The sequence below is a fragment of the Clostridioides sp. ZZV14-6387 genome (assembly GCF_020657835.1).
Taxonomy (GTDB): domain Bacteria; phylum Bacillota; class Clostridia; order Peptostreptococcales; family Peptostreptococcaceae; genus Clostridioides; species Clostridioides difficile_A.
Genome location: NZ_JAGWCW010000014.1, coordinates 18,158 through 30,332, shown reverse-complemented (window position 1 = coordinate 30,332; position 12,175 = coordinate 18,158). Strand labels below are relative to the sequence as shown.

10 protein-coding genes are annotated in these 12,175 nt (G+C 29.2%); 2 read left to right on the top strand and 8 right to left on the bottom strand.

Going from position 1 to position 12,175, the window contains the following annotated elements; all coding sequences use genetic code 11:
* Positions 1–76 precede the first annotated feature (76 nt).
* A complete protein-coding gene (locus KGF38_RS10380) occupies positions 77–988 on the bottom strand; it encodes a bifunctional enoyl-CoA hydratase/phosphate acetyltransferase (protein WP_054269249.1) in 912 nt (303 codons plus the stop codon).
* 127 nt (positions 989–1,115) lie between these two features.
* The gene (locus tag KGF38_RS10375) at positions 1,116–1,682 is read right to left on the bottom strand and encodes a DapH/DapD/GlmU-related protein (RefSeq protein WP_054269248.1); all 567 of its coding nucleotides are present in this window, start codon (positions 1,680–1,682) and stop codon (positions 1,116–1,118) included.
* 223 nt (positions 1,683–1,905) lie between these two features.
* Here KGF38_RS10375 and KGF38_RS10370 point away from each other — a divergent pair, with 223 nt between their 5' ends.
* The gene (locus KGF38_RS10370; protein WP_074179176.1) at positions 1,906–2,814 is read left to right on the top strand and encodes a LysR family transcriptional regulator; all 909 of its coding nucleotides are present in this window, start codon (positions 1,906–1,908) and stop codon (positions 2,812–2,814) included.
* A 79-nt stretch (positions 2,815–2,893) separates the two neighbouring features.
* Here KGF38_RS10370 and KGF38_RS10365 read toward each other — a convergent pair whose 3' ends face one another.
* Together KGF38_RS10365 and KGF38_RS10360 are read right to left on the bottom strand one after the other, a co-directional pair.
* Complete coding sequence (locus tag KGF38_RS10365) at positions 2,894–4,036, bottom strand: tetratricopeptide repeat protein (RefSeq protein WP_074179175.1); 1,143 nt, start codon at positions 4,034–4,036, stop codon at positions 2,894–2,896.
* Positions 4,037–4,053: 17 nt separating this feature from the next.
* Complete coding sequence (locus KGF38_RS10360; protein WP_054276049.1) at positions 4,054–5,808, bottom strand: B12-binding domain-containing radical SAM protein; 1,755 nt, start codon at positions 5,806–5,808, stop codon at positions 4,054–4,056.
* Positions 5,809–5,943: 135 nt separating this feature from the next.
* Here KGF38_RS10360 and KGF38_RS10355 point away from each other — a divergent pair, with 135 nt between their 5' ends.
* A complete protein-coding gene (locus tag KGF38_RS10355; protein ID WP_003418305.1) occupies positions 5,944–6,150 on the top strand; it encodes a hypothetical protein in 207 nt (68 codons plus the stop codon).
* Between the two features lie 4 nt (positions 6,151–6,154).
* On the opposite strand, the gene KGF38_RS10350 is transcribed toward KGF38_RS10355, so the two are convergent.
* The 4 genes from KGF38_RS10350 to KGF38_RS10335 all read right to left on the bottom strand — a co-directional run bounded on the left by KGF38_RS10350 (position 6,155) and on the right by KGF38_RS10335 (position 12,035).
* Positions 6,155–7,078: a hypothetical protein gene (locus KGF38_RS10350; RefSeq protein ID WP_054276048.1), complete on the bottom strand. Its 924-nt coding sequence runs from the start codon at positions 7,076–7,078 to the stop codon at positions 6,155–6,157.
* A 253-nt stretch (positions 7,079–7,331) separates the two neighbouring features.
* Positions 7,332–9,032: an arginine--tRNA ligase gene (argS, locus tag KGF38_RS10345; protein WP_227832338.1), complete on the bottom strand. Its 1,701-nt coding sequence runs from the start codon at positions 9,030–9,032 to the stop codon at positions 7,332–7,334.
* A 189-nt stretch (positions 9,033–9,221) separates the two neighbouring features.
* On the bottom strand, positions 9,222–9,635 hold the full coding sequence (locus KGF38_RS10340) for a DUF523 domain-containing protein (protein ID WP_054269242.1): 414 nt from the start codon (positions 9,633–9,635) through the stop codon (positions 9,222–9,224).
* A gap of 21 nt (positions 9,636–9,656) precedes the next feature.
* Positions 9,657–12,035: an endonuclease MutS2 gene (locus tag KGF38_RS10335; protein ID WP_054269241.1), complete on the bottom strand. Its 2,379-nt coding sequence runs from the start codon at positions 12,033–12,035 to the stop codon at positions 9,657–9,659.
* Positions 12,036–12,175: the final 140 nt, after the last annotated feature.

Sequence of the window (12,175 nt, the reverse complement as noted above, 5' to 3'; positions counted from 1 at the left end):
AATTATTTTTTATATAAAATTTTTTTAATATTGCATTAATTTAGACATTTTGACTGTTTTTTCTATTTTTATTCATTTATTTCATACTCTTAGCCACAATAGCACCATATGCAATAGAATACAATTTAGATTCATGTGAATCGGCTCTTGATACTAAAACTATAGGAGCTTTTGCACCCATAATTATACCTGCTGATTTAGAGTCTGCCATATATGTAAAAGCTTTCCCTATTCCATTACCAACCTCAATTGTTGGAACCAACATAATATCTACATCACCAGATACTTCACTCTTAAATCCTTTTATTTCACTAGCTTCTTTTGAAACAGCTAAATCAAAAGCTAAAGGTCCTTCTACGATTACATTGTCTCCAAACTCTCCTTCTTTACAAGCTTTTGCTAGCATATCTGCATCTACAGTTGCTTGCATCTTAGGATTTACTTTTTCTTTAGCTGCTAAGCATGCAACTTTTACAGTTTCCATACCTAAAGCTTTTGCAGCCTTTATTGAATTTTTTAATATTTTTGCCTTTTGTTCATAATCAGGAGCTATGTTCATACCTCCATCTGTAGTTATAAGTAATTTATGATATCTTTCTAACTCATATACCATTACATGACTTAATAAGCTATCAGTTCTAAGACCATAGTCTTTATTTAACACTTCTTTTAAGATAACTGATGTATCTAATAACCCTTTCATTACAAAATCAGCTTCTTTACTTGATACTAGTTTAACTGCTATTTCTGCACAATCTTTGATATCATCCTTATCCACTATTTTGATACCATTTAAATCAAATCCTATTTCTTTTGATATATCTCTTATCTTTTCTTCATTTCCAACTAATATAGGAGTAATTATATTTCTTTCTACAGCATCTTTTATTGCCATCAAAACCTCTTTGTCATGAGCTGCTGCTACAGAAAGTACTATTTTCTCTCCTCCCTTAAGTTGCTCTAAAATATCATCTAATTTTTTTATCAAAAGTAACCCCTCCCTTATATATATTTAACTAAATAATACCATATTTGCTATACCTTTTCTCAATTTATTTTTTATGTTATAAAAAATTTGTATAACTAAATAATAGTTTAATATTTTATTCTGGGATTTAATCAATAACCCTTAAAAGCTTTGCAGGAACACCACCTACAATAGTATTTTCTGCAACATTTTTGGTTACAACTGCTCCAGCAGCAATAATTGCATTATCGCCAATAGTGACCCCTGAAACAATAGTTACATTAGCACCAATCCATACATTTTTTCCTATTATGATTGGAGAAGGATAGGTTGTACTGCGTTTATCTGGCATAATACCATGGTTAAGTGTAGCCAATACCACATTATGCCCTATTTGAGTATTATCTCCAATCTCAATACCTCCTTGGTCTTGAAAATGACAACTGCTGTTTATAAAAACATTTTTTCCTATGGTAATATTCTTTCCACAATCTGTATAAAATGGTGGAAACATAAAAAATGATTCATCTACTTTCTTTCCAATCAACTCAGAAAATAAACTACGCACTTCTTCTGGTTCATGATAAGAGGAATTTAGCCTGCTTGTGATTTTCATTGCCTCATTACTTAACTTAACCATAAATTCATGTATTTCTGATTCACTAGAAACAGGTTTTCTTTGATTCACATGCTTTAAAAATTCATTGATATTCATTTTATACATCCTTTCAATATACATTTTAGTTTATTTGTATTTTCTAAATAACATTTTAATAAAAATTAGCTTAATTAATTTTATAAGTAATATGATTACTACTTTTAGTGTAATATACTAATTTTTTTATATCAAATACCTATATTAAATACTTACATATACTTAAAAGGCATAAAAATTGATATAATTATATAATAAATAAGTTAGTAAAGGATGATTAACTATGGAATTAAGAGTATTAAGATATTTTTTAGCAATCGCAAGAGAGGAAAGTATATCTGGTGCAGCAACCTTTTTACATATAACACAACCAACACTTTCTAGACAGATTATAGAACTTGAAGAAGAGTTGGGAGTTAAATTATTGGTTAGAGGAAATAGAAAAGTTTCCTTAACAAACGAAGGTAGACTTTTGCATAAAAGAGCAGAGGAAATTGTATCATTAGTTGATAAGGTAGAATTGGAATTTGGTAATCCCAATGAAATTATTAGTGGTGATATATATATAGGTGGTGGAGAAACTGAGGCTATGCGACTTATAGCTAGAACTGCATATCATTTTCATAAAAAATACCCTAATGTAAGATACCACCTTTTTAGTGGAAATGCTGATGATGTAACTGAAAAATTAGACAAAGGACTTCTTGATTTTGGTATTTTAATTGAACCTGCAAATATACAGAAGTATGATTACATACAAATCCCTGCTACTGATGTTTGGGGCTTACTAATGCATAAAGACAGTGTCCTTGCCTCACAAAATGCGATAAATCCAAAAGATTTATGTAATATACCACTTATTATTTCAAGACAAACACTAGTTGATAAAGCAATCTCTAAATGGCTTGAAGATAGTACTGAAAAACTAAATATTGTTGCAACATATAATTTAGTTTATAATGCTTCTCTTATGGTAGAAGAAGGGCTAGGTTATGCTTTATGTTTAGATAGACTTGTTAATACTACAGAAAATAGTAATCTTTGTTTTAGACCTCTATATCCCCCTTTAGAAGCTAAATTAAATATTATATGGAAAAAACATCAAATATTTTCAAAAGCATCAGAAAAATTTTTACTTCAAATACAAAAAGATTTTTCTTCTATCACGTTGAATACATCTGAAGAAAAATAAGTAAAAAATAAAAAACGGTATAACATGATAAATGTTATACCGCCTAACCAATAAAATCAAATACAACTTAACAATATTCTTACTTATTTATTCCAAGCTCTTTTAAACAAGCAATTGTAATCTCATCTTGTGGATTCAATTCATAAGCTCTTTCTATATAATAAGTTGCATCATCAATATCACCATTATTTAAATAAGCCATCCCTAAATTACAAAGTATCTCTGGGTCTTCCTTTATCTTAGCAGCTTGTTCAAAATATTCTATTGCTTTATCTAAATTATTTTTATAAGCCTCACAAAGCCCTAATTCCACTATAGCATCCACTTGCTCAGGCTTTATTATCAATATCTTCTCCAAATACATCTCAGCCTGTTCTATCTCGCCCATACCCTTATATCCAAGTGCTATCATGAACAATAAGTTCCACCAATCCATATGTTCTTCTTCTAATGGCAGTAGTTTCTCTAATCCTTCTTTAAATTTACCTTGGAATACAAGTGTATATCCTTCTTCATACTGAACTTTAAAGTCCATCTTTCCTAAGTTATCTTGTATCTCAGCTACCAAATCAGCATCTAGCCCAAGTCTTAATGCATCTTCCCAAGTTAGCTTAGTCTTTAGATATTGACCTTGATTATAGTAATGGTAACCTAAATGGTAATAACCTAATGCAAAACTCTCATCAACATCAATTATCTTTTCAAGCTTGGCCATTGCTTCAAGTAAAAAGGCATTCATTGCCTTCTCATCCATATCTTTTTGATACTGTTTTGCTATCTCTTGGCAAACTATTGCATAATTATACATGGCATCTAAATCATCTGGATACATTGTTATAAATGCTTTTATATATATTAAAGCATCTGTATGTTCCCCAATCTCAAAGTATTTTCTTGACATATATCCCATGTATGCCTTTAAATCCAGATTAATATCTTCAGATAAAGCATTTAAAAACTTTTCATATTCTCCATTGTTTTTAAATTTACTATCTATACCAATTATATATATCATAGCATCTGCTATAGACATTGAATTTAACTTATCCTGAGCAGTCTTTTCTTTTATTCCTTTTACCAATACCTCATTTTTTATAGGTACATCTAATCCACCTTTTGGCACATCATAGCTCTTTAATTTAAACTCGCCACCATGCTTTATAGTAATAAAAGCTAGTTCCTCTGCCTTTTTCAGCAAATATTTTTCTATTTTAAAATCCATTTTTCCCTCCTAAATATTTAAATCTCTACTTTATGAGTTTTAGATTTCTCAAATACTTTTTTATCATCATATTCAAATAATACTACATTTTTTTCTTCTCTTATTTCTATATTTATATCACTTTTTAAATCAACAACATTGAATTTAAATGGCTCGAAATGAACATATTTTATTATATGTTTAGCTGGCTTATCAACAAAACTAGGTAAATATGTTGATAAATTACCATTATCCTGTAAAAATACATGGCATCTATTCTTAAAATCATCCACATCTAACTTATTAAAAAACTGTGGTATATTCGATGTTTTACCAAGTGATATATAGTCATACTTTAATATATCATTGAATACATCATTATCCATATTTATATTTTCATTATAAAAATCCATCAATATTTTATACAGTTGATTCTTTCCTTGTGCCAAATCAAAATATCCATTTTCATCAAAATACTTAGCAAAAGTCTCAAAGAATTTAAAAGGACTTTGTTTATAAAATCTACCTATAATATATCTCATGGACAACACAAAGTTTTTAGAATTATAGTACCTCTCCAATATATCTTCTATATCCTTTAGCTTCAATGTTTCCTCATAACTTATATAATTATTATATAAAAATTCATATGGAGCATAATCTTTATATTTAAAACCATGTTCATCTGCCACTTTTCTCATGCCTGTACCTTTAATCATCTTTAAAAAACCTAATTGTAGATGCTCTATACCTAGATTAAATACATCATTAAAGGAATTCTCAAAACTCTTATAATCTTCATAAGGAAGCCCTGCAATTAAGTCTAAGTGCTGATGTATATTTCTATACGATGCTACAGTCTGAACAACATGAGACAATTTTTTAAAATCATCCCTTCTACCTACTGCATCAAGTGTTTTTTCATTTGTCGATTGCACTCCTATTTCAAACTGAAAAAGGCCTTCTTTACAATCAGCTAAAAATTCAAGCATCTTATCATCTATCAAATACGCTGTAACTTCAAAATGATAAGTAGTATATCCATTATCATTTTTCATAAGAAAATCCATAATTTCCATAGCCACTTTTTTATTTGCATTAAAAGTTCTATCAATAAACTTTATCTGTGATACTCTTGCATCTATTAAAGCTTTTAAATCACTCTTTATTCTATCTAAGCTAAAATATCTTAGACCTGGAATAGTAGATGATAAGCAGTACTGACAGTTAAAAGGACAACCTCTTGATGATTCATAATACACTATTCTATTTTCATATTCTTTTGGATTTAAATTTTCATAAGGACTAGGAATCTCGTCCAGGTTTTGAAGTAATTCCATTGGCTTATTCACGATTATCTCATTGCCTTGTCTATATACAAGTCCATTTACATCATTTATGTCTTTTTTACCTTGTAAATGAAGTACCAAGTCTTTAAAAATTAATTCTCCTTCTCCATAAAGTATATAATCCACAAAATCGTACTTTTTCATTGCCTCATAACTATCATAACTAACTTCTGGTCCGCCCAAAGCTATTTTAGTATTAGGTCTAATTTTCTTTAGATTATCACAAAGCTTAACTATATCCCCCACATTCCAAATATATGTGGAGAATAATATTATATCATACTCGTTTTTGTATATATCCTTCAAAATATAGTCCAAATCATTATTTATTGTATATTCTTTCATATCAACTTCTATCAAATCTCTTACAAATTCTTTTAGGTATCTTATAGCTAAATTTGTATGAATAAACTTAGAATTTAATGTTGTTAATAAAATTTTCAAATATTTCTCACCTCTTTTTAATATTATACTGTCTTTTTGTACCCCTTATAGGTTAGAATAGTATATGTAAAGTTTTAATAATATCTATATAATTAATTTATTAATTTCAAGTAATGTGAGGAAAGGAAGTTTTTTATGGAATTAATTGAAAAAGTATCTATCAACTCTTTATCAAAAAGAGATCTACTACTTATTATAAAGTCTCTTGAATACACTAATGAAAATACTCAAATTAGTGATTTCATCGACCTTAGAAATAATATTGTAAAGGAATTATGTTTTTTAACTGACACTAAGGAAAAAGATTTTTTGGATTATCTAGAGAAAAATAGCACACTCTGATAGCCTAAACTTTTTTAAATTTCAATATATGAATACCTGATTTAGAATTTATTTTTATGCTTAATATGTTATCATTAAAAGTTTTTGATATAACTGTTATTTGATTAAATATGGGGTCTATTAAAGTATTCCCTTCTTCAAGTCTTATAAAACTTCTTGGGTCTATTTTTTTATTGTATGCCTTGACTCCAATTTTATATTTTCTCAATTTAACAACATATTCTGACATAGAAAAAATAAAATCTATATTATCTTCATTTAATTCACTATCTTCACCCAAAATGGATAATATAGATTTTTTTATGCTCTTAATTCCTTCATTTTCTACAATCCTATCTTCCATATATACATCGTATAAGACGTTTAACACGTTTAATAGAACACTTTCTTCATCATACTCTTCAAACTTTGAATCAATATATTTATCAATTAATTGTATTGCTTTAATCCTTGCCATCTGAAACTTTACAATATCTGATTTGTCTAATTCTATAGAAAATCCTATTATCTTGTCTTTGATACTCTGTAGTAATTCGACATATTCTATTTTACTATTATTTATAAGATTGTGCATAACAGAATTATACGCTACAGAACCTAATAAATAATCAAATAAAGATTCTTCTTTTTTAAAATAATTCACATATTTTTTTATTAGTCTAACAACCTCGTCTTCACTTTTTTGGATATTAGTATTTGATAAAATTAATGGTAATAAAATATTTAAAAAATTAATATTCCCTATTTTCTCTCCATAAAATCTATAGTAAATAAGTTCATCTCTCAGTCTATTTTCGTCTATATATACACATCTTTGTGTTTTATCATCTATTAAGGATTTCGTATTTATTATAATTAAATCTTTAAGAGCCCTACTTGCACTACTAAAAGAAGATGTATAGACTTTTTTTAGTAATTCATCATTCATAAATATATCCTTTCTAAAAAATTGAATCTAAATATCTTGCTATTAAAAAAAAAGAGACAGCCCGTTTAAGAAGCTGTCATATATAGGGGGATAGTAGTGTACAAAAATCATTGTAATCTACTATCTATATATTATTATACGATACTACTTTTTTATATGTAAAGCATCAGTTTTCGACATCCCTATATTTTACAGTTATACAAATTGCGTACTAAGTTCAATTTTATTCTTTTTATTTCAACATTTTATCGTATTACATTCTTTCTGGAGCGTGCATTCCCAACAGTTTCAGAGAATTTTCTAAAGTTTGTTTTGTAGCTAGAACTAATGCAAGTCTAGCTTTTCTAATTTCCAAATTTTCTACTAAAATTGGATTGTCATGATAAAATTTATTAAACGCTTGAGCCAAATCTAACATAAATCTAGTCACTATATGTGGTTCATTTTTCTTTAGAGCAAGTAAAATATTTTTATTAAATGATTCTATAACTCTAAGAACTTCTGCACTATCTTCATCAGCTAACAGACTATAATCTATATCAGAAGTTATTTCTTCTTCTGCTTTTCTTAAAACTGCACAACATCTAGCATGTGTATATTGAACATATGGTCCAGTCTCACCATCAAAGCTCAATGTTCTTTCCCATGAGAATGTGTAATCTTTAATTCTACTATTAGACAATTCTTGGAATACTACTGCACCAACACCTACTTGTTTAGATATTTCATCTACGTTTTTGGCATTTGGATTTTTAGCTAGTATAATATCCTTAGTCTTATCTATAGCTTGATTTAAAGCATCTTCTAAAAATACTACTCTTCCTTTTCTAGTTGACATAGTCCCTTCTTCAAGAGCCACCATACCAAACCCAACATGAACTAAATCTTTTGCCCAATCGTATCCCATAAGCTCAATTACTTTAAACCATTGTTGGAAATGTAAGTTTTGTTGAGAACCAACTACATATATACACTTGTCAAAATTATAAGTTTCTTTTCTATATATTGCAGCAGCTAAATCTCTTGTCATATATAATGTTGAACCATCATTCTTAGTAATAAGTGCTGGTGGCATTTTATATTCTTCTAAATCAACAATCTTTGCACCTTTAGACTCTATTAGAAGCTTTTTCTCTTCTAATAACTCAATAACTTCACCCATCTTATCAGAATAGAAACTTTCCCCTGCCAAAGAATCAAATTCTATATCTAAAAGCTTATACACTCGGTTAAATTCTTTTAAACTCTCATCTCTAAACCATTGCCATAATTCTTTTGCTTCTTCATCGCCATTTTCTAATTTAGTAAACCACGCTCTTGCTTCATCTTCCATTTCTGGATATTGTTCAGCTTCATCGTGGAATCTTACATATAATTTTAGTAATTCTGGAATTGGATTAGATTCTACTACTTCCTTTTCTCCCCACTTTTTAAAGGCCACTATTAACTTACCAAATTGAGTTCCATAGTCACCTAAATGATTTATTCTTATAGTCTTGTATCCTTGTGAGTCATATATCTTATATAAGGCATTACCTATCACTGTAGTTCTTATATGTCCTATATGGAAAGGTTTTGCTATATTTGGAGAAGAATACTCAACTATTACAGTTTTATCTTTACCAAAATCACTATGACCATAATTTTCTTTTTCCTCTAATACTTTTTTGATTACAGTTTCTGCCAATTGAGACTTATTTACAAAAAAGTTTACATATCCGCCTAATTGTATCACCTTTGTTATCTCTCCACTTGGCTCTATACTTTCTGCCAATTCATTTGCTATCATGTTTGGAGCTTTTCTAAACACTTTAGCTAATTTAAAGCATGGAAAAGCATAGTCACCCATGTCCTTGTTTGGTGGAACTTCTATAAGTGCCTCTATCTCTTCTTTCGATAAATCTTCTATTTTTTCTTTAAGGCAATTTGATATTGCTACCTTGAAATCTTGCATCTTGTTGCTCCTCTCTACATTGTACCTGGTTTATATTGTGCTTATCTCTTTATGTTAAATCAAATTTCGTGTTTTTTCAAGTATTTCATTATGTGATAAAGTACTTTAGAAATTGTACCTTTTATACAAATTCTGCATACATTAAAAATACTATTTTTACATGCAATTTTTTATTCCTGTATTGGTTTTCTACAAATCTTTTTCACTTTTAACTTTTATGCCTTCTTCCTCAAGTAGTTTTGCTGTGACGCCTTTTCCTGAAATTTTTTTACCAGAAAAACTTCCATCATAAATTAAATTACATCCACAAGATGGACTACCTTCTTTTAATATTGCTTCGCTACATACATATAATTTTGCTATTTTTAAGGTCTCTTTAGCACCCTTTACGAAGTTTTCTGTCACATCCTTATTATCTTTGGTAATTACCTTATTATCGACTATTTCAGCAGGTGGTCTTGGTGTAGATAGACCACCTAACTGTTCTGGGCATACAAGTGTAAATTCTTTGTCTTTTAAATATTCCTTAACTTTTTCATTTTCATTATTATCGCCACTATATTTACAATTTATTCCTATTAAACATGCAGATACTAATATCATAAAAATGTGCTCCCATACAAATTATTTTAGTTTAACAATTGTTACTCCTGCTCCACCTTCTCCATATTGACCACCTCTTTGTGATTTTACATGTCTATTCCTTCTTAATACGTCTTGTAGTCCTGCTTTTAGTACTCCTGTACCAATTCCATGTATTACTGTTACAGATTCCAATCCTGCCACATATGCATCGTCAAGATATTTTTCAACTTCCATTATAGCTTCTTCTAGATTTAACCCTCTAAGGTCAACTTCATTTTTTATATTACCAGATTTTGACCTTATTATATTTCTTGTTGATTTAGTTACATTTGTTGAAACATCCTTGCGAGTTTTTTGTAAAGATTTAAAAGGTAGGGTCATCTTCATTATACCAATTTGCACTACTGCTTCTTTTCTCTTTTTATCCACTGACACTACACTACCATTTTGGTTTAGAGTTATTACCTTGACTTCTTCTCCTGGCTTTAGGTCTTTTATCTCTTTATTTGAAACCTTTGGAACTATCATGCTTTTTACTGTTGGTTGAAGACTTCCCATAGAACTAGTCAATTCTTTTCTAAGTTCTTCTATCTTACGATTCTTTTCTTTTGAAGCTCTTTCCTGTTCAAGATTTCTAAGTTCCTTTATTATAATGTCTACTTCTTCTTTAGCTTGTCTTATAATTGAAAACGCTTCTGACTTAGCTTTTTCAACCATCTTATCTCTTTGGCTAATCAATTTTTCAAGCTTTTCATCATATTCTACCTTTAGTCTTTCAATCTCTTCTTTTAATCTTTCCGCTTCTTCTCTGTCTTCTACTGCTTTGATTCTATTCTTTTCAACATTCTGTAATACATCTTCTAAAGCTATGTTATCTGTATTTATATATTCTTTAGCACGTGAAATTACATAGTCACTTAGTCCAAGTTTTCTAGAAATTTCAAAAGCATTCGATTTTCCTGGAACACCTATAAGTAGTTTATATGTTGGACTTAATGTTTCTATATCAAATTCAACTGCTGCATTTTCTACACCAGATTTAGTAAGAGCATAGTTTTTAAGCTCACTATAGTGAGTGGTTGCTATACATTTAGCTCCTACAGAATTTATATCTTCTAATACTGCTATTGCAAGGGCAGCTCCTTCAACAGGGTCTGTCCCTGCTCCTAATTCGTCAAATATAACTAAAGAGTCTGCTGTTACGTTTTGTAGTATTGATACTATATTCGTCATATGAGATGAAAATGTTGATAGACTCTGCTCAATACTTTGTTCATCTCCTATATCTGCAAATACATTATCATATACACACATACTACTTCCATAATCAGCAGGTATATGAAGTCCACTTTGTGTCATAAGTGCAAATAGACCCACAGTTTTTATTGTAACAGTCTTACCGCCTGTGTTTGGACCTGTTATTACTAACGTGTGGAAGTCTCTTCCTAAATAAATTGTATTTGCTACTACTTTTTTCTTATCTAACAAAGGATGTCTTCCATTTTTTATATTTAAATATTTATCCTCATTTAAAGTTGGTTCTATACCTCTCATTTGTATCGAAAGTTTTCCTTTTGAAAATGCAAAGTCCAATCTTCCTAGTATCTCCTGATTAGAAATTAAGTGTTCACTCACTTCTCCAACCATAGCAGAAAGCTCTGATAAAATTCTTTCTATCTCTTCTTGTTCTCCTAATTTCAACTGTCTCAATTCATTGTTCATTTCTACTATAGTCATTGGCTCTATAAAAAGTGTCGCACCAGAAGATGACTGGTCATGTACTATACCAGCAACTTGCGACCTATATTCAGCTTTTACAGGCACTACAAATCTATCACCTCTTAGAGAAATTATGGCATCTTGTAAGTATTTTTGATAAGTAGTTGAACTTATTATTGAATTTAGTTTCGACCTAATGGATTGATTTTTCTGAGATATTCTTCTTCTGATATCTCTAAGTGTACTTGAGGCATTGTCAGATATCTCTACTTCACTAATTATCGCATTGTATATCTGGTCTTCTATGTCTTTATACACATATAGAGAATTTGATAGAGATTGTATTATTGGATAATTGAAATCTTCTTCATCACTGCTGGATAGACTATTTTTCAATCTCCTAGCTACTCTTAAAGTATCTGCTATCATAATTAGACTTCCTGGGTCAAGAGATGCTCCTATATACGCTCTCTTTACCTTGTCTTCTATATCATGGATACCTTCCAAACCTACTGAACCTCTCTTTATAATAATTGATTGAGCTTCACTAGTTTCTTCTAGCATAGATTTTACTTCTATAAAATCAGTATTTGGGACTAAACTTTCTATATATTTTAGACCTAAAGAAGATGAGGCTTTCTTCTTTAATAAGTCTATTATTTTATTGTATTCTAGAACTCTTAACGATTTCTCATTCATTTTCTATATTCACCATCCTCGATATTTTAACTTTTTTATTTAATTTTAAAAATGTATGTTTTCAAGCATTTCCAATAAAAACTGCAAGTTTTATTTCTTTTTCATTTCTAAAATTATTATATTTTTTCTCTTTTAGATAT

Coding starts and splice junctions, on each gene's coding strand:
- argS (WP_227832338.1), bottom strand. CDS start 9,032: ATGCAAGATTTCAAGGTAGCAATATCAAATTGCCTTAAAGAAAAAATA.
- KGF38_RS10355 (WP_003418305.1), top strand. CDS start 5,944: ATGGAATTAATTGAAAAAGTATCTATCAACTCTTTATCAAAAAGAGAT.
- KGF38_RS10370 (WP_074179176.1), top strand. CDS start 1,906: ATGGAATTAAGAGTATTAAGATATTTTTTAGCAATCGCAAGAGAGGAA.
- KGF38_RS10350 (WP_054276048.1), bottom strand. CDS start 7,078: ATGAATGATGAATTACTAAAAAAAGTCTATACATCTTCTTTTAGTAGT.
- KGF38_RS10340 (WP_054269242.1), bottom strand. CDS start 9,635: ATGATATTAGTATCTGCATGTTTAATAGGAATAAATTGTAAATATAGT.
- KGF38_RS10365 (WP_074179175.1), bottom strand. CDS start 4,036: ATGGATTTTAAAATAGAAAAATATTTGCTGAAAAAGGCAGAGGAACTA.
- KGF38_RS10375 (WP_054269248.1), bottom strand. CDS start 1,682: ATGAATATCAATGAATTTTTAAAGCATGTGAATCAAAGAAAACCTGTT.
- KGF38_RS10335 (WP_054269241.1), bottom strand. CDS start 12,035: ATGAATGAGAAATCGTTAAGAGTTCTAGAATACAATAAAATAATAGAC.